This window comes from Haemophilus sp. HN_Hi16 (genome assembly GCF_049823435.1).
GTDB lineage: Bacteria > Pseudomonadota > Gammaproteobacteria > Enterobacterales > Pasteurellaceae > Haemophilus > Haemophilus influenzae_D.
The window spans coordinates 1,121,223-1,138,932 of record NZ_CP187500.1 but is presented as its reverse complement, the minus strand read 5'-3'; the positions used below and the strand labels follow the sequence as shown (position 1 = coordinate 1,138,932).

Genomic DNA, 17,710 nt, shown 5'->3' with positions numbered 1-17,710 from the left:
TTTTTTACGCATTATACATAGGATTAAAAAGGAAATAAGCCTCTTATAAGAAATTGTTACAAATTTGTGATCTAGTTCAAACTCTTTGTATATAAAAAAACCGCACTTCATCTCTTAAACAAAGTGCGGTTATTTTTACTTGTGTTTTTAAATTACCACATAAATCCTACGCTTGCTCCACCGCCAGAATAGCCACTAGATGAAAGAGCTGCGTTAATTTTCAAACTCACTGAACCATCAGAAGATAAACGTGAATACCCTACTGCGAGTGAATTTTCCCCTTTAAAATTCCCTACCCCGACAGAAACACCTTGTTTACCTGGTATGGAAGCAGATTGCAGTCCTCCAATTGCAATCGCACTCGCAATCCCTGAGCGGTATTCTTTTGTCAGTCGTTGAGCTTGAGCATTTAGCTGACGAACATTGACTGCATCATTTTCTTGAGTACCATCAGCGACATTAGTGATTTGACGGTAAAGATTATAATTGCCATCGCCAACAGAAACGGTGTTAGGGCGGTTAGCAAGAGAACTAGCACCTAAAGCAACAGAGTTGTAAGCGGCGGCTTCACTTTCATAACCCAAAGCTAAACTTTTTTCTGCTTGTGCCTTGCTGTGCATTCCGAAAGCAGAACCGCGATAGCCAGTGACCTGAGTTCCGCCACCAACAGCAGTACCTTCAATTGCAGCAACCGTAGAAAATGCACCTATTGAGGTAGCAAATAAATTATGCGAAGATGCTTTCCAACCAAATGCTAATGCACCGTAAGTTGCACCACTTTTTTTGATAATATCAGCTTCAGAAGTTCGATCTACACTAATTTTATTTACACGACCTTCTGCATCTACTTCTACCACTTTACTGTTTTGATTATCAATTTTATTACTTTTTCCTTTTTCCAAAACAGCCACTCGGCTACCAACACCGATAGCCATTGCACCAATCCCATCTTTACTATATGAATGTGTACCAATAGCAATAGCTTCATTACCTAGAGCTTCAGCTGAACTACCAAATGCTAAACCACTTTTTGGTGCTTTAGCTTCACGCCCAATAGCATAACTAAACGCATCGCCTTGTTCGCCTGTGATCGCATTATCCAGTCCTGCTTCAGATTTATAACCAATTGCTATTGAACCCAAATTTTGAGCTTTAGCCAAACCTCCAATTGCTACGGAAGCGTGAGACGGTTTCCCGTTAGATTGATTTAATACTTGGCTTTCATCACCCAATGCCACGCCAAAAGCTGTACCACTAGGGACAGTTCCATACTCTGGTGTCCATTTTGGATCGTCAGCAAAAGATTGAATAGAATAAAAAGAAGTGGAAATAAATAGGCTGATTAAAGAAAGGCGGGTTAAGCTTTTATTAGTGCTTGCTTGCTTGCTTGCTTGCTTGCTTGCTTGCTTGCTTGCTTGCTTGCTTGCTTGCTTGCTTGCTTGCTTGCTTGCTTGCTTGCTTGCTTGCTTGCTTGCTTGCTTGCTTGCTTGCTTGCTTGCTTGCTTAATGATTTTCATTGTTTTGCTCCTTTGTCAAGAAAATAATTAAGGGCATTAATTATAATAGAAAATAATGCCAAAAAATGTGATCCACTTCACATTTTTGGAAATCAAATAAAAATCGTGGAAAAAATTTACCGCACTTTTAGGCTAATTGATCATTTATTTTTCAGTTGGCAATTGAGCGATCAATAACCTCCAAGAATTTAGGTTTTAGGATTTAAAAATGGATTGGTCTGCTTTTCTTGCCCAATGGTTGTGTAAGATCCATGCCCAGCAATAATAATAAGATCGTCATTTAATGGGAGTAATTTTGTTCGGATTGAAGAAATCAATGTTTCATAGTCGCCTCGAGGGAAATCGGTACGACCAATACCACCTTGAAATAATACATCGCCTGTAAATGCCACTTTTTTCTCGTGTTCAATAAAACCGATATGCCCTGGTGTGTGTCCTGGTAAATGTAAAATCTCGAAATTAAAGCCATCTAATTTTAAAATTTCGCCCTCTTGATTAAACCAACGATCAGGCAAAAAAGCTTCAATATTTGGTAAGCCAAAACGTTGGGCTTGTTCGGGTAAACTCTCAAATAAAAATTTATCTTCTTCTTGAGACCCCCAAATTTCAACGCCAAAATGTTGTTTTAATTGCATTGCAGCACCAACGTGATCTAAATGACCGTGAGTAATTAAAATCACTTTGAGATTTAAATTCAGTTCTTCAATGCGTTGAATTAGGCGTTCGGCTTCGCCACCTGGGTCAATAATTGCGGCATTTTTGTCATCATCCCAAATCAAAGAACAATTTTGTTGGAATGCAGTAACAGGGATAATTTCAATATTCATTTTTACTCCTTATAATCGATAAAATTGTTGAGTATTCAAAAACAGTTGATTTTGAACAGAATGTAATGGCAAAGATTTTAATTCAGCTAGTTTTTGCAATACTGCCAATAATTGTTCAGAAATGCCCGCACTTTCAAATCCCTCGTGTTGCCAAGGGCTGTCCGTTTCAATCATCAAGCGATTTAGGGGTAAATGTTGTGCGACATATTGGGTTTTAGGATTCCATAAAATATCAGGCGTTAGGCTTGCAAAATAGGGTGTAGATAAAAATTTCTGAAAAGATTTTTCATCTGTCTTAAACCAATGAAAATGGGCAAATTGAATATTATGTTTCTGCAATAATTCAAGGGCAATCTCTACATCGTTATGTACAATATGCAAATTTAACGGTAAATCCCATTTTTTCGCGATCAGAATAAATCGTTCTAGTAATTCAATGTAAGGTGCGTAATCTAAATTCGGATTTTCTCGTTTAGAATAATGTGGCAAGCCCACCTCGCCAATGGCAGAAATTAAGGAATGATGTTCGTCAATCCATTGAAATAATTCTTTTTGTTCTTCTAAACTAGGTAATTGCTGTTCAGGATGAAAACCAGCTGCAATATAAAGTTTCTTTGGGTAAGTCTGTTTTAAATTCAGCAGTTTTTTAGCACTGTTGAGATTAGTACTCACCGCAAGCATACCTATAATCTTTGAATGAGCAAGTGTTTGCTGAATATTCTCGTCAGAGAGTTGGTCTAAATGAAGATGGCTGTCAAATAACATTTCTTTTCCAATGAAAAACCGCACAAAAGTGCGGTTAATTTTACATTTGTTTTACACGCCTTTCCAAGTTCTCACAGGGCCTGTATCTACGTGAATGAAATTACTGGTTGGATAATAACCCACGCCACCATTTCGCAGACTTTCCGCAGAAGATTTCACTTTAATCAAAGGCACACCCGCAATACGAAAATCAATGGCTTTTCCTTTAATGTGATAACTATTTTTCGCTACGCCACGACTTTGGCGACGACGCATTGCATTAGTAGCGGCTGAACGATAACCACAAATTACTTCAATTTCAGCATTGCGTAAGCCTAAATTAGTTTGGATATTATAAAATTTATGGAATAAATTTGGATCCATTTTATGCACTTGATTTGTCCTTTTATCACGCATTAAATAATCCAATTTTTTTAACATCGCAGGCGAAAAACCTTTTGCTAAAGAAAACTCGCCACTTAATCTTTCGCCCGTATTAATGTTGCGGAAAGTTAAAATACGAGGTTTAGGTGTTGAAACCATTGCTAATACAGAATTTGGTAAAATAGATATTCCTAACGCAATACCGCCCAGCGATAACCATTTTCGTTTATTCTGATCCACATAATTCATTATAGCTCCCTTATTTTATTGAAGATATTTTTTTACGAGATCCCAATTAATCTCAGCAAGATTAATCTGACGATCATAACCATAAATATCAGGTAAATTTACAATATTTCCGTTTTCAATCCACGCAGTAACATAATATAAAAAGACAGGATTATCCGAGCGTATCGGCGCAGAAGTGGTTTTTTTACTTGCTAATACTGTATTTTTTCGAGTTTCTGTCCAACCTGCTTCTTTTAATAAAATACTTGCCAATTGATCTGATTTTTCAATGCGTACACAGCCAGAACTTAACGCTCGATTTTTACGATTAAACAAGCCGTGATTTGGCGTATCGTGTAAATAAATTGCATCAGAACTTGGCATATTAAATTTATAATTACCTAATGCACTATCGCCAGCCGCTTGTCGAACTCGATAAGGAAATTTATTACCAATAGATTCCCAATCAATAGAAGCAGGATCAACAACATTGCCTTGATTATCTAAAATTGAATAATTATGCTCCGTAATATAATTTGGATCGGCTTTCATTTTTGGCAGTAAATCTTCATTAATTAAGCGAATTGGCGCATTCCAAGGCGGATTTACAACTACATTACTTAATTTGCTATACATTACAGGTGTTCGGCGCGAATTTTTGCCAACAATTACCCGAGATTCTAAAATTAAATCGCCATCACGATAATACTGTAATTTATAGCTTGGAATATTCACAAAAATCCCATTATGAAAATCAGGAATTACGCGTAAACGCTGTGCATTCATTGCCAGTTTTTGAGCAATATTTGATTCTTTAGAAGTCGGAATAAACATCGGCAATGATTGAACTGTTTGGCGATATAAATGATTTTCTCCCGCTAAACTTTGTATGAAATCAAGAAGTTGATTATTTTCCACCGCACTTAACCAGCGTTGAATATGATCATTTTCAGGCTGTTGTGCTTGATACTGAGCAGATGAATACAACCAATTAGATGCTTGAGAACGAACATTTTGTGTGTAATATAAGTAATCTAACAAAATATCACTTAATAACACATCATAAACCAATCCGCCTTGTTGTTCTACCAATGCCAATGTTTCTAGTGAAGTTGCCGACGATTTTGAAATACCGCTTGCCACCATTGCCGCATAATCACGTAACAATTGACGAGCTGCCGCATTGTCAGTCCATAACGGGGCATATTTACGAGAAGCATATAAACGCGCGAGTAAGGGCTTAAATTGTAACTTATGATCGCCTATTTCGTGTGTTAGCGTCATATTAAGCAATGTTTGTTTTTCTTCCGTTAAACGTTGCTGATCCGCATAAATGGCTTCTTCAAGCTCTTTTCTTTCCGCTAGTGACAAATGGGAAAGATTAATGCCGTTCAATGATTTAGATTGGTCATTTTTGCTCAAATCGGCTAAAACACAACCCGACATCATCATAGATAATGATAAGGCGAATAATGATAACTTTAAGGTGCTTTTAAACACTACCATTTCCTAAACCTTTATTAAAATAACCGCACTTGTTGCTTTTCTCAAACAAAGTGCGGTCAAAATCATTTAGTATTTATTTTTTACTTTCCGTTTTTTCTTCGGATAGGCTGTTTGCTTGATTAATTTTCTGATCTGAATTAAAGATAACGAAATCAGCTGCCATTTTTTCAGCTTCTTTTAAGAAGAAATCTGGTGCTTCGTAATCTTTCGGCAAATCATCAATATCTTTCAACGCTTTCTTACCCTCACGTTTAAAACGTTCGTTCAAATCTTTTAAACGTCTTGCATCATCTTTATCATTCTCTGCTTTACGCATTTTATAATTCAATGATAGAAATTTTCGTTCTCGGCGTTCATTTCTCACTTTCAATTCTTCATTCAATGCAACAAATTCAGGATCTTTAGCAATACGAGCAAGATGTTTTTCATTTAGAATATTTACTGCATTATTAATATCATCGATATTTCCTACTTCCATATAACTCGCTGATGGGATTTTATCCCAAGCAAGCGCATTATCTTCTTTATCTTCCCCATATTCTTTCGCATCTATAATTTCGGGGAAATTAATATCGGCTGCAACACCTTTTAATTGGGTTGAACCACCATTAACTCGATAAAATTTTTGAATAGTATATTGCAAAACACCCAACGGACTCTGATCTAAATCATAGATAAAATTTAGCGATCGACTCTGTTGCACCGTACCTTTACCAAAAGTATTTTGCCCGATGATAATACCTCGACGATAATCTTGCATTGCTGCAGCAAAAATTTCTGATGCGGAAGCACTGTAACGATTAATCATCACAAATAATAACCCCTTATATTGTTGCGTAGCATCATCATCTTCGTGAACACGAATACGCTGATAAGCATCGCGAACCTGCACAATAGGGCCATCAGCAATAAATAAACCACTTAATGCCACGGCTTCCGTTAATGCACCACCGCCATTTTCACGTAAATCAACAATTAGAGCCTCAGCTTTTTGATTTTCTAATTTAACCAGTAGTTTTTTGACATCTTCGGTTAGTCCAATATAAAAACTTGGAATTTTTATTACCGCAATGTTTTTTCCTGACACTTTTTCAAAAGTTAGTTTAGCCGCTTGATCTTCAATACGGACTTTATCACGCACCAAAGTAATAATACGTGATTTTCCCCCTTTAGCAGGCTCAATTTCCAAGCGAACTTTAGTGCCTTTTTTCCCTTTAATTTTTTCTACCAAATCTTCTAAACGCCAACCAACAACATCTTCAATATCGCCTGTTGCTTGCCCAACGCCAATGATTTTATCCCCAGGATGCAGTTTTTTACTACGTTCCGCTGGCGCACCAGGTACAAGAGATTTTATGCTAGTTTCATCATCTTCTGATTGTAAAGTAGCCCCAATGCCTTCCAAGGAAAGATTCACACTTTCATTAAAACTTTTCGCTGTTCTTGGGGAAAGATAACTGGTGTGAGGATCAATTTCACGCGCAAAAGCATTCAAATAAATTTGAACAATATCGTCTGCTTTTATTTGCGTTAAACGACGAATGGCTAAATTATAGCGTTTTGTAAGTTTTGCTTTGATTTCTGACCATTTTTTATCTTTTAATTTAAGATTAATAATGTCATTTTTTACGCGAGCATTCCAAAGTTTATTCGCATCAGCTTCAGTTTGTGGAGCAGCCGCTTTTTCACGATCAATTTCAATTTGATCTTGACCATTTAAATCAGGCTCTTTATCTAATAAAGATAACGCATAAGTATAACGTTCATAACGACGTTTGATCATTACATCATAAATCTCAAACGCAGCAGAAAGATCGCCTTGATTTAACTGATCATCTAACTTATTACCATATTTTTGACGAAGTTCGTCTATATCAGACTGCAAAAAAGTATTGTGGCTAAAATCTAAATTTTTAATATAACGATCAAAAATTTTCTCGGAAAAATCATCATCTAATTTAATCTTACGATAATGGGATTGAGTTAATCTCGTCGTTGCACGCTTAGTTGCCAGCTGGTTTTCTTCACTTATCGCTGGAGTACTAATGTCACTTGGCTTTAACTTAGGTTGTACAGCAAATGCAGGAATTGCACTGCTCAAACATACCGATAACCACGCATAACAAATCACATTTTTTGACATTTTAAATTTCATAACCATTTCCGAGTCAATTTTCATTTATTAAGCAAATAAACGATCTGCAGCAACGTTCATAATCAAACCGTTTTCAAGTTCAACACGTGCTGAATCTTTTAATACTTCTACCACTGTTGCTTTTTTAGCATTATCTCCAGCTTTAACTTTCACAACAGAACCAACAGAAATTTGTGAAAAATCAACCGCACTTAGTGATAATTTACTCTCTTTTTTAAGGTTTTTATTCGCTGGTTTACGCAGATGCTTTTTTTGTTGTGCTTTTTTAGCTGCGGCTTCTGCTTTACGTTTTTCCGCAAAACGTGCTTTCGCTTCAGCAAGTTGCTGTGCAGCGTGAGCAACATGTTCTGCATCTAATACACCCGCAGGATTACCCTGTAAATCAACACGCACTGCACCTTCACGACAGCCATATAAATAACGCCAATTTGATGTGTATTGGCGAAGAGCCTGACGCAATTGGGTTTTACTTACGCGTTCATCATCTTGTAATGCTTCAGCTAAATCTTGAAATAAACCTATTTTTAATGGTTTTGCTTCGCCCTCTAAAACAAAGCAAAGAGGAAATTTTTCTGCTAAATAAGTAATGATAGCTTTTGCGTTGGTTAATTTTTGCACTTCCGTTTGCACATCTGTAACTTGAGATGATAATTGTGTGTCAGTCATAGTTATATCCTTGAGGCATTAATAAAATAAAGATTTGCCTAGTTTATCGCACTTTTTACAAAATTAACAACGGATCCCGTTATGCTGAATAAATTTCACACAAAAATAACGCCAAGACTTCACAAATACGTTAAAACAACGATAGAATGGCACGTTTTTGATTTATAAAGAAAGACCACAAGCGTGCCTAAAACAAAGCTAACTTCGCCTCCATTTAAAATTTTAAAATGCACAGAATGTGATGCTTGCATTAACGTGCCTTCTATTCTTCAATCAAATGAACAAGCCGAATGCCCACGTTGTCATCATCTATTAGCAAGTGGTACGAGGTGGTCATTACATCGTTGTGCAATGATTGCATTATCTATTTTGATATTAATGCCCTTTTCCTTGAATTACCCCTTATTAAGTTTACATTTATTGGGTATTAAAATTGATGCCTCTATTTGGGATGGCATTTGGAAAATGGCAGTGGGTGGTTATGAATACACTGCGTTTATGATCTTTATTTGTGCAGTAGTAATGCCGATTACGTTTGCACTTTTAGTTATTATGCTTTGGCTGGCTAAGATTTTTCAGATAAAACCTCGTAGTGTTTTACTATTTCTTGGTTACATTAAAGCTTGGGTAATGTTTGATGTTTATTTAGTGGCACTCGGAGTAACCATATTTAAAGTACGCGAATATGCAACATTAGAAATTAATATTTATTTAATTCCTTTTATTTTTACCGCACTTTTAACTACGCTGCTTTTTATCAAACTTAATCTTTCCGCCTTATGGCAGGAATTTTATCCTGAATGCACTTCAGTTTATACAAAACAAGCTGTTGAATTATGTCCTGCTTGCCATTACACATTCACGCAAAAATCTATCCATTACGATCATCAACAAAAAATTTGTTGTCCCCGCTGCCAATCGCCTCTTAATACATCGGATAAGCTAAAATTACAAGCAACTTGGGCAACCTTAATTGCAGGGATTATTATGCTTTTTCCTGCAAATTTATTACCTATATCTGGCATTTATTTAACAGGCGCATTATCTGAAGATACTTTAATTTCTGGGGTTATTTCATTTGTTAAATCAGGTAGTTATTTTGTTGCTTTTGTTGTATTTTTTGCCAGTATTTTCGTGCCTATCAGCAAAATTTTTATTATGCTTTACTTACTTGCTTGCGTGCATTTTAAATGGCAACATTCTATTAAATGGCAAATGCGTTTATTGCATCTAGTACATTTTGTTGGACGCTGGTCTATGCTTGATTTATTTGTATTAGCCTTAATGATGTCGCTTGTCACACGCGGAGAAATCATTAATTTTACCGTAGGGCCAGGCGCATTTTATTTTGGTGCAGCCGTATTTTGCACTATGCTTTCCACCTCACAATTTGATAGCAAATTAATTTGGAAAATTTATGACAGAGAAAAATAATTCCTCCTCAATAGAAGAAAAATGTCAAGAAATAACAGCGAACTTACGTAAAACAAAACGCATTTCGCCTTTTTGGCTATTGCCTTTTATCGCATTATGTATCGGGGCAATTTTATTCTTCCAAATTGTGAAAGAACGCGGTACTAGCATTACGATTACTTTTACCAATGGTTCAGGTATCGTTGCGGATAAAACTCAAATTCGTTATCAAGGATTACAAATTGGCATAGTAAAAGAAGTTCATTTCACTGATAACCTGCAAAAAGTGGAAGTTGTAGCCAATATCAATCCTGAAGCATCAAGTATTTTGCGTGAAAATACAAAATTTTGGCTTGTGCAACCAAATGTTTCACTTGCAGGCATTTCAGGATTAGATTCTCTCGTGTCAGGTAATTACATTACTCTTCAACCGGGTGATGGCGATCGTGAAGATGAATTTATAGCAGAAGAACAAGGTCCTATTGCGCAAGTTTCTGCGGGAGATTTATTGATTCACTTAATTTCTGATGATTTAGGTTCGATTTCTATTGGTGCGTCTGTGTATTTTAAAAAATTACCTGTAGGAAAAATCTATGATTACCGTATTAATAAAAACAATAAAGTAGAAATAGATGTGGTCATTGATAAAGCCTATGCCAAGTTTGTGAAAAAAGATTCACGCTTTTGGAATATTAGTGGCATTAACGCGAACATTAGCCCAGCAGGCTTAAACCTAAATGTAGAAAGTTTAAATGCAGTTGTACAGGGGGCGGTTTCTTTTGACTCTCCAGCTGACAGCCCAAAAGCAGATGAAAATAGTCATTTCACGCTCTATACCAATTTAAAAGCAGCTAAACGTGGGATTGAAATTAAGGTAACAATTCCTGCCTCTTCCGCTCTTATTGCAGGGCAAACGGAAGTTTATTCTCAAGATAATGCTATAGGGATTCTCGCCAAGCTAAGTGCGGTAGAAAATAACGATGAAATTTTAGAGGGCAGTTTATTGATAGATCCAAACCAAGCCTCTTTGTTTAAAGCGAATAGCAAAATTGTCCTACGCAATAAAAAAATGGATCTTGGCAATTTAGCAGAACCAAAAAAATTCTTTCGTGGCGAATATTTTGATGTGATTGCGGGAGACGGCGAAACTAAACATCAATTTAACGTGATTAAAGAAAATGAATTATTACTCAATGCGCCTAACACGTTAGTTTTAACCCTTACTGCGCCTGAAAATTATGGTGTAAGCGAAGGGCAAAATGTGTTTTATAACAATATGATAATTGGGCAAATTGTTTCACAAACAATAGATGTAAATGGCGTACAATTTAAAGCAGCAATTGCCTCTGAATACCGCAATTTAATTCACGAAGATACACAATTTGTGGCAGCAACCAATTTTGATATAAGCGTTGGATTAGATGGATTGCGTTTTGAATCCGCGACACCAGAAAAATGGTTACAAGGCGGCGTTCGAGTGCTGGCAAAACAAGCTTTGGGAAAAGCTAAAACCAGTTATCCGCTTTATCAAAATATCAGCAATGCTGAACATGGCATCACAGGAAATATTCTTACGCCAACGATAACCTTACACACCCAAACCTTACCAAGCATTGATAAAGGCTCTCTTGTACTATATCGTCAATTTGAAGTAGGAAAAATTTTAAGTATTAAACCTAAAACAAATAACTTTGATGTAGACATTTATATTTATCCTGCTTATCAACATTTATTGACAGATAAAAGCCGTTTTTGGGTAGAAAGTGCGGCAAAAATAGATGTCAGTCCAAAAGGTATTAGTATTCAAGCAACGCCACTTGCACGTTCCTTAAAAGGGGCGATTAGCTTTGATAATGGCGGTTCAGGCAATAATCGAACACTTTATGCAAATGAAAGTTATGCAAAATCCATCGGGTTTGTCATCACGTTAATCACAGATGATGCAACTAATCTTAGCAAAGGAATGAATCTGCGCTATTTAGGCTTAGATGTGGGGCAAATTGACAGCATTCAGCTTGATGCAAAAGCGAAACGCATCACTGCAAAAGCCCTAATAAATCCAAATTATATGAATATAATTGCAAAAGAGGGGGCTAATTTTACGATAATCTCGCCACAAATTTCGGCAGGTGGAATAGATAACCTTGATAGTTTATTACAACCTTATATTGATATTGAAATTGGTAATGGCAACACAAAAACACAATTTAATTTAGCGCAAACAGCACCACAACGTAATAAATTTAGCAATGGCACGCCGTTTATTTTAGAAACGCGTGATGCGATGAATTTAAGTGAAGGTTCGCCAATTCTTTATCGAGGTGTAGAAGTTGGCACAGTGAAGAAATTTGAACTTAATAGTCTTGGTGATCGTGTATTAGTGCATATTGCCATTATGCCGAAATATAGCCATCTTGTTCGACAAAACACAGAATTTTGGATCGCATCAGGCTACGACTTTAGCTTAGGCTGGAAAGGTGCGGTATTTAATACAGGTAGTGTTCAGCAGTTGCTAAAAGGTGGGATTTCTTTCTCCACACCAGCAGAAAAAGAAATTCAACCGCAAGCACAGCCAAACAAACGTTTCTTGCTTCAAATAAACCGCCCTGAAGAAGTGCAAACTTGGGGAAGTGGCGCGTTATCAAAATAACATAAATGAAAATATTTAATCTGCACCTTAATGAATTAGGGTGCAGGTAAGCGATTACCATTTTTCTAATGCTTCTCTATCACTCTCTCTTGCTTCAATCCAACGCTCGCCTTGATTGGTTTGTTCTTTTTTCCAGAACGGAGCTTTGGATTTTAAAAAATCCATAATAAATTCATTAGCGTGGTAAGCATCTCCACGATGTGCGGAGCTTACCCCTACCAACACAATTTCATCGCCAGTTTGTAAAAGCCCAATACGATGAATTACCGATACACGTTGAATATCCCAACACGCTGTCGCTTGTGCAACAATTTCATTCAACGCTTTTTCAGTCATTGCGGGATAATGTTCTAAATACAAACTAGATACTGCATCGCCTAAATTAAGATCGCGTACTTTACCAACAAATATAACCGTTGCACCAACCGAATGTTGTTCAGAAAGCCATTGATAAACGGCATTTTGATCAAAAGGCTGTTCTTGTACCGAAATTTGAATATCCGTCATTTAGCCCCCTGTTACTGGTGGGAAGAAGGCAATTTCATCGCCATTTTTTACCGCACTTTCTAAAGGCATTAAGGTTTGATTAATTGCCACTAAAAGTTTACCTTTTTCCAGTGCCAATGCCCACTTATCGCCTTTTTGAGCAAGGTGTTCACGCACTTCGTCTGCTGTCGCAAAATCATCTTCTAATTGAATGGCATCAACGCCAATTAATTCACGAGTTTGAGCAAAAAATAATACATTTAACATCTTATTTTTCCTCCGCCACAAAATGGCCAGATTTTCCACCGCTCTTTTCTAACAGGCGAACTTGCTCAATCACAATGTCTTTCTGCACAGCTTTACACATATCGTAAATGGTTAAAGCGGCAACGCTTGCAGCGGTTAGAGCTTCCATTTCCACGCCAGTTTTTCCAGTTAATTTGCAAAGAGATTGAATGCGAACTCGATTTGTTTCAAGTAACGGTTCCAAATTCACTTCTACTTTAGAAAGTAACAAGGGATGGCAAAGCGGGATAAGCTCCCAAGTACGTTTTGCAGCTTGAATACCCGCAATACGAGCCGTAGCAAATACATCGCCTTTGTGATGTTTGCCGTCCACGATCATTGAAAGGGTTTCTTTAGACATGGTAACGATGGCTTCAGCACGGGCTTCACGAACTGTCTCTGCCTTTGCAGAAACATCCACCATATTGGCTTCGCCTTGAGAATTGATATGTGTAAATGTAGTCATAATATAATAAAAGTGCGGTTAAAATATTAAATGTTTTAAATAGGAGACAAAAGGAAGCATATGAATATTACCATTCATCTAACTTTGCTTTTTAGCCACCAATAGAAGCTAAATGATTTCTTACACCAGTATCGCCGATATGCAAATAATGATGTTCACGTTTGCCTTGCAGTGCGGCAAAAATACGTGCTTGTAAAATAGCTTGCTGTTCGTGTGACTGCAATAAATCACGTAATTCAATGCCTTCTTCACCGAATAAACAGAGATGAAGTTTGCCCTTTGCTGACACTCTTAAACGATTGCAACTTGCGCAAAAATTCTTTTCATAAGGCATAATTAAACCAATTTCGCCCGCATAATCAGGATGCGTAAAGACTTTAGCAGGGCCATCCGTGTGGGATTTATGCTGTAATGTCCAACCATTTTTCAGCAATTTATCCGCTAAGATTTGTCCAGAAAGATGGTATCTATCGAAGAAACTATCCATTTCGCCTGTTTGCATCAACTCAATAAAGCGCATTTGAATTGGGCGATCTTTCACCCAAACAAGGAATTGTTCAAACTCTTTGTCATTCAAATTTTTCATCAAAACTGAATTGACTTTAACTTTGTTGTAACCCACTTCAAATGCCCGATCAATACCACGCATCACGTCATCAAATTTATTGATACCCGTAATTTGATGGAACATTTTTGGATCTAAACTATCAACACTAACGTTAATAGACGTAATTCCTGCTTGCTTCCAATCAGCCACATCTTTTGCCATGCGGTAGCCATTTGTCGTGACAGCCAATTGACGAATGCCCTCAATGTTAGCAATGCTTTCAGCAATGGAAATAAAATCTTTACGTAAAGTTGGTTCGCCACCTGTTAAACGGATTTTCTCTGTGCCCATTTCAGCAAACGCTTGAGCAAGATTTGTAATTTCTTTTAAGGTTAAGAAACTCGGTTTATTGGCTTCGGGTTGATAACCATCAGGTAAACAATAGGTACAACGAAAATTACACTGATCGGTAATCGACAGTCGTAGATAGTAATATTGGCGTTGGAAAGGATCGACTAAGCGAGACTCTCCTACGTTCTTGATAGGAATGGATTGCATTTTACACCTTTCTAAATATGGAGAGGATAAACCGTTTCCAGCGTATCCCTGAATAACACACGGCGTTATTGGCTTGTCGCCGTATTTCGATGAAACTTAGGCTAAACAAGCTCGGAGTTATGCGTTAAATTTGATTTGTCGTCATTCTAAAAGATTTCACTTTATAAACACAATCAATAATATTGATGAAAATCAGTATTTTCCTAAATTCTTAAAAATCAATTATATAAAAAAATACATAATGAATTTAAAGCTGGCTCATTAGTGATAATTAATCCTATTTATGTAAATAACCATAAATTTTGAGCTGATTATTATGAGGTATTTTTATTGATTTAAATCATAATTTAATCAATAAATAAATCTCTCTACTTTTCATAATCAGAAAAATATCCTACCATTTTTATCGGATTTATTTTTACTTAATCAATATAGGAGTGATTTATGTCTTTTGCCCAAAAAAAACTTAGCGAACTCGCTGTTTCAATTCCAGGTGCAACTAAAATTTTTCGTGAATATGATTTAGATTTTTGCTGCGGAGGTTCTGTATTATTAGAAGTCGCAGCACAACAAAAGAATCTTAACCTTGCTGAAATTGAAAAACGTTTAACTGATTTACAACAAAGTAAAGCAGAAAATAATGATAAAGATTGGACTTCGGCATCTTATGCAGAGATGATCGATCACATTATTACTCGTTTTCATAATCGCCACCGTGAACAACTCCCAGAATTAATTACATTGGCGGAGAAAGTAGAAAATGTACATGGTGATCGTGATGACTGTCCTATAGGCGTAGTCGCACAGTTAGAAAAAATTTATGCTGAACTTAGCCAGCATTTAATGAAAGAAGAACAAATTTTGTTCCCAATGATCAAAATGGGGAATTATGCTATGGCCTCAATGCCAATTCGTGTAATGGAAATGGAACACGATGAAGCAGGGCAAGATGTGGAAGTGATCAAATCGCTTACTAATAACTGCACGCCACCAGCAGATGCTTGTTTCAGTTGGAAAGCCTTATATAGCGGTATTAATGAATTTATTGATGATTTAATGCACCATATTCATTTGGAAAATAATATTTTATTTCCACGTGTATTAAACGAAAAATAATTTAATATTCGTCAAAAAATAACCGCACTTTAATCTATTCCGAAAAACAAACTAAAGTGCGGTCATTTCCACAAAAATTTTGAGTTGGTCGATAAGCCGAGTTCTGTCGTGGACAATCATTCCTCTAGGCGACAAATTACTCTGCCGCTCAAGCAACCTACCCGAATCCTGAGCGGGCCACTCATTGGATTCCTATTTGGTCTTGCTACGAGTGGAGTTTACCCTGCTGCCAACCGTTACCGGAGGCACGGTGCGCTCTTACCACACCCTTTCACCCTTACCGTTTATACGGCGGTCTACTCTCTGTTGCACTGGTCGTCGGCTCACGCCGCCCGGACGTTATCCGGCACTCTGCCCTGTGTAGCTCGGACTTTCCTCTCGTTTACTTGTCCCACTAGGTCGTATAAATACGGTTAAGGGCTTCAATAAACCAGCGATTGTCTAACCAACTCGGCGCGTAGTATAGGGGCAATCACTAGTGCGGTCAATAAAATCCCCAATTTTTGAATATTGCTCATCAATTTTATAAATAATAATGCCTAATTTTTCATTCGTATTTTTTTATGATTTCGCTACAATAACGCCAATTTCAACCGCACTTTTAGGAAGAAAAATGAACTATCTAAAAATTGCACAGAATTCCCTTTCAGTGGAAAGCAACGCACTTTTGCAACTCAGCCAGCGTTTAGGCGAGGATTTTAATCAAGTCGTGGATTTAATCCTTGCTTGCAAAGGTCGATTAGTCATCGGCGGGATAGGAAAATCTGGTTTAATCGGTAAAAAAATGGTGGCTACCTTTGCCTCTACTGGCACACCAAGTTTCTTTTTACATCCGACAGAAGCCTTTCACGGCGATTTAGGTATGTTAAAACCAATTGATATTGTGATGTTAATTTCCTATAGCGGCGAAACCGATGATGTCAATAAACTGATTCCAAGTTTAAAAAATTTCGGTAATAAAATTATTGCCGTAACCAGTAACAAAAATTCCACACTCGCACGTCACGCAGATTATGTTTTAGATATTACTGTTGAGCGTGAAGTCTGTCCAAATAATCTCGCACCAACAACATCCGCACTTGTCACACTTGCCCTTGGCGATGCACTCGCCGTATCGCTTATTACGGCACGCAATTTCCAACCTGCGGATTTTGCCAAATTCCATCCCGGTGGCAGTCTTGGTCGTCGTTTATTATGTAAAGTGAAAGATCAAATGCAAACTCGCCTACCAACTATTTTACCCAACACCAATTTTACAGACTGTCTGACTGTGATGAATGAAGGGCGAATGGGCGTTGCCTTGGTAATGGAAAACGAGCAACTTAAAGGCATTATCACGGATGGCGATATTCGTCGTGCGCTTACCGCCAATGGTGCAGAAACGCTGAATAAAACAGCTAAAGACTTTATGACAAGTTCACCAAAAACCATTCATCAAGACGAATTTTTATCAAAAGCAGAAGACTTTATGAAAGCGAAAAAAATTCACTCGCTAGTGGTTGTTAATGATGAAAATCACGTGGTGGGTTTAGTGGAATTTTCAAGCTAAGGAATCCCAATGCAACAAAAACTAGAAAATATTAAATTTGTTATTACTGATGTAGATGGTGTGCTCACCGATGGACAACTTCATTATGACGCCAATGGCGAAGCCATCAAAAGTTTTCACGTTCGCGATGGTTTAGGCATAAAAATGCTGATGGACGCGGGTATTCAAGTGGCAGTGCTTTCTGGTCGCGACTCCCCTATTTTACGTCGTCGCATTGCCGATCTTGGTATTAAATTATTCTTTCTTGGCAAACTTGAAAAAGAAACTGCTTGTTTTGATCTCATGAAACAAGCTGGCGTCACTACCGAGCAAACTGCTTATATTGGCGATGATAGTGTAGATCTCCCCGCCTTTGCAGCGTGTGGAACTTCTTTTGCTGTGGCTGATGCCCCTATTTATGTGAAAAATGCTGTTGATTATGTACTTTCTACTAATGGCGGCAAAGGTGCTTTCCGTGAAATGTCTGATATGATTTTACAAGCTCAGGGAAAATCCTCTGTGTTTGATACCGCCCGAGGTTTCCTAAAATCAGTGAAAAATATGGGGCAATGATAACTAATTCGTCAGTGTTATTGCTTAATAAAAAATAAAGTGCGGTCAATTTTCAAAGCGT

The 17,710-nt window shown here is 37.2% G+C and carries 16 protein-coding genes, 1 other RNA gene and 1 riboswitch; of the genes, 5 read left to right on the top strand and 12 right to left on the bottom strand.

The window, feature by feature from the left end:
* Positions 1-152 precede the first annotated feature (152 nt).
* From ACPT9C_RS05605 to proQ, 7 genes are all read right to left on the bottom strand, one after another.
* The gene (locus tag ACPT9C_RS05605; protein ID WP_425627451.1) at positions 153-1,517 is read right to left on the bottom strand and encodes a YadA family autotransporter adhesin; all 1,365 of its coding nucleotides are present in this window, start codon (positions 1,515-1,517) and stop codon (positions 153-155) included.
* A gap of 188 nt (positions 1,518-1,705) precedes the next feature.
* On the bottom strand, positions 1,706-2,344 hold the full coding sequence (locus ACPT9C_RS05600; RefSeq protein ID WP_005667189.1) for an MBL fold metallo-hydrolase: 639 nt from the start codon (positions 2,342-2,344) through the stop codon (positions 1,706-1,708).
* Between the two features lie 9 nt (positions 2,345-2,353).
* Positions 2,354-3,109, bottom strand: coding sequence for a TatD family hydrolase (locus ACPT9C_RS05595; RefSeq protein WP_005667187.1), 756 nt, complete (start codon positions 3,107-3,109; stop codon positions 2,354-2,356).
* A gap of 51 nt (positions 3,110-3,160) precedes the next feature.
* Positions 3,161-3,721 carry a YcbK family protein gene (locus ACPT9C_RS05590; RefSeq protein WP_005632553.1) on the bottom strand — a complete coding sequence of 187 codons (561 nt, stop codon included), beginning with the start codon at positions 3,719-3,721 and terminating at the stop codon, positions 3,161-3,163.
* Positions 3,722-3,736: 15 nt separating this feature from the next.
* Entirely contained in the window at positions 3,737-5,206 is a 1,470-nt protein-coding gene (locus ACPT9C_RS05585) for a L,D-transpeptidase family protein (protein ID WP_005667185.1), read from the bottom strand.
* 73 nt (positions 5,207-5,279) lie between these two features.
* Positions 5,280-7,361, bottom strand: coding sequence for a carboxy terminal-processing peptidase (prc, locus tag ACPT9C_RS05580; protein ID WP_005667183.1), 2,082 nt, complete (start codon positions 7,359-7,361; stop codon positions 5,280-5,282).
* 27 nt (positions 7,362-7,388) lie between these two features.
* Positions 7,389-8,027: an RNA chaperone ProQ gene (proQ, locus tag ACPT9C_RS05575; RefSeq protein ID WP_005667181.1), complete on the bottom strand. Its 639-nt coding sequence runs from the start codon at positions 8,025-8,027 to the stop codon at positions 7,389-7,391.
* A gap of 183 nt (positions 8,028-8,210) precedes the next feature.
* Here proQ and ACPT9C_RS05570 point away from each other — a divergent pair, with 183 nt between their 5' ends.
* Together ACPT9C_RS05570 and ACPT9C_RS05565 are read left to right on the top strand one after the other, a co-directional pair.
* Complete coding sequence (locus tag ACPT9C_RS05570; RefSeq protein ID WP_005667179.1) at positions 8,211-9,461, top strand: paraquat-inducible protein A; 1,251 nt, start codon at positions 8,211-8,213, stop codon at positions 9,459-9,461.
* Entirely contained in the window at positions 9,445-12,090 is a 2,646-nt protein-coding gene (locus ACPT9C_RS05565; RefSeq protein ID WP_005667177.1) for a PqiB family protein, read from the top strand. Before ACPT9C_RS05570 ends, ACPT9C_RS05565 begins: the two co-directional genes overlap by 17 nt.
* Before the next feature lie 54 nt (positions 12,091-12,144).
* Here ACPT9C_RS05565 and moaE read toward each other — a convergent pair whose 3' ends face one another.
* From moaE to moaA, 4 genes are all read right to left on the bottom strand, one after another.
* Positions 12,145-12,597, bottom strand: coding sequence for a molybdopterin synthase catalytic subunit MoaE (moaE, locus tag ACPT9C_RS05560; RefSeq protein ID WP_118879926.1), 453 nt, complete (start codon positions 12,595-12,597; stop codon positions 12,145-12,147).
* Positions 12,598-12,843 carry a molybdopterin synthase sulfur carrier subunit gene (gene moaD / locus ACPT9C_RS05555; RefSeq protein WP_050949081.1) on the bottom strand — a complete coding sequence of 82 codons (246 nt, stop codon included), beginning with the start codon at positions 12,841-12,843 and terminating at the stop codon, positions 12,598-12,600. It lies immediately after the preceding gene.
* Between the two features lies 1 nt (position 12,844).
* Positions 12,845-13,327 (bottom strand): cyclic pyranopterin monophosphate synthase MoaC, encoded by a 483-nt coding sequence (gene moaC, locus ACPT9C_RS05550; RefSeq protein WP_050949080.1) that lies wholly within the window; start codon positions 13,325-13,327, stop codon positions 12,845-12,847.
* A gap of 91 nt (positions 13,328-13,418) precedes the next feature.
* On the bottom strand, positions 13,419-14,432 hold the full coding sequence (gene moaA / locus ACPT9C_RS05545) for a GTP 3',8-cyclase MoaA (RefSeq protein WP_050949079.1): 1,014 nt from the start codon (positions 14,430-14,432) through the stop codon (positions 13,419-13,421).
* Positions 14,421-14,561: riboswitch (molybdenum cofactor riboswitch) on the bottom strand. It overlaps the preceding gene by 12 nt.
* A gap of 315 nt (positions 14,562-14,876) precedes the next feature.
* On the opposite strand from moaA, the gene ytfE reads away from it, so the two are divergent.
* Positions 14,877-15,548 (top strand): iron-sulfur cluster repair protein YtfE, encoded by a 672-nt coding sequence (gene ytfE / locus ACPT9C_RS05540; RefSeq protein WP_050949078.1) that lies wholly within the window; start codon positions 14,877-14,879, stop codon positions 15,546-15,548.
* Between the two features lie 76 nt (positions 15,549-15,624).
* Here the strand turns inward: ytfE and rnpB are convergent.
* Positions 15,625-16,001, bottom strand: an RNA gene (gene rnpB / locus ACPT9C_RS05535) — RNase P RNA component class A.
* A 160-nt stretch (positions 16,002-16,161) separates the two neighbouring features.
* Between rnpB and ACPT9C_RS05530 the strand changes: the two genes are divergently transcribed.
* Together ACPT9C_RS05530 and ACPT9C_RS05525 are read left to right on the top strand one after the other, a co-directional pair.
* Positions 16,162-17,097: a KpsF/GutQ family sugar isomerase gene (locus tag ACPT9C_RS05530; RefSeq protein ID WP_050949077.1), complete on the top strand. Its 936-nt coding sequence runs from the start codon at positions 16,162-16,164 to the stop codon at positions 17,095-17,097.
* A gap of 9 nt (positions 17,098-17,106) precedes the next feature.
* Positions 17,107-17,649, top strand: coding sequence for a KdsC family phosphatase (locus ACPT9C_RS05525; RefSeq protein WP_425627450.1), 543 nt, complete (start codon positions 17,107-17,109; stop codon positions 17,647-17,649).
* Positions 17,650-17,710 lie beyond the last annotated feature (61 nt).

Excerpts from the sequence above, each read along its gene's own strand:
- ACPT9C_RS05565 (WP_005667177.1), top strand. The coding sequence starts at position 9,445 with ATGACAGAGAAAAATAATTCCTCCTCAATAGAAGAAAAATGTCAAGAA.
- proQ (WP_005667181.1), bottom strand. The coding sequence starts at position 8,027 with ATGACTGACACACAATTATCATCTCAAGTTACAGATGTGCAAACGGAA.
- moaC (WP_050949080.1), bottom strand. The coding sequence starts at position 13,327 with ATGACTACATTTACACATATCAATTCTCAAGGCGAAGCCAATATGGTG.
- moaE (WP_118879926.1), bottom strand. The coding sequence starts at position 12,597 with ATGACGGATATTCAAATTTCGGTACAAGAACAGCCTTTTGATCAAAAT.
- ACPT9C_RS05590 (WP_005632553.1), bottom strand. The coding sequence starts at position 3,721 with ATGAATTATGTGGATCAGAATAAACGAAAATGGTTATCGCTGGGCGGT.
- ACPT9C_RS05600 (WP_005667189.1), bottom strand. The coding sequence starts at position 2,344 with ATGAATATTGAAATTATCCCTGTTACTGCATTCCAACAAAATTGTTCT.
- prc (WP_005667183.1), bottom strand. The coding sequence starts at position 7,361 with ATGAAATTTAAAATGTCAAAAAATGTGATTTGTTATGCGTGGTTATCG.
- ACPT9C_RS05530 (WP_050949077.1), top strand. The coding sequence starts at position 16,162 with ATGAACTATCTAAAAATTGCACAGAATTCCCTTTCAGTGGAAAGCAAC.
- ACPT9C_RS05585 (WP_005667185.1), bottom strand. The coding sequence starts at position 5,206 with ATGGTAGTGTTTAAAAGCACCTTAAAGTTATCATTATTCGCCTTATCA.
- ACPT9C_RS05605 (WP_425627451.1), bottom strand. The coding sequence starts at position 1,517 with ATGAAAATCATTAAGCAAGCAAGCAAGCAAGCAAGCAAGCAAGCAAGC.
- moaD (WP_050949081.1), bottom strand. The coding sequence starts at position 12,843 with ATGTTAAATGTATTATTTTTTGCTCAAACTCGTGAATTAATTGGCGTT.
- ACPT9C_RS05525 (WP_425627450.1), top strand. The coding sequence starts at position 17,107 with ATGCAACAAAAACTAGAAAATATTAAATTTGTTATTACTGATGTAGAT.
- ACPT9C_RS05595 (WP_005667187.1), bottom strand. The coding sequence starts at position 3,109 with ATGTTATTTGACAGCCATCTTCATTTAGACCAACTCTCTGACGAGAAT.
- moaA (WP_050949079.1), bottom strand. The coding sequence starts at position 14,432 with ATGCAATCCATTCCTATCAAGAACGTAGGAGAGTCTCGCTTAGTCGAT.
- ytfE (WP_050949078.1), top strand. The coding sequence starts at position 14,877 with ATGTCTTTTGCCCAAAAAAAACTTAGCGAACTCGCTGTTTCAATTCCA.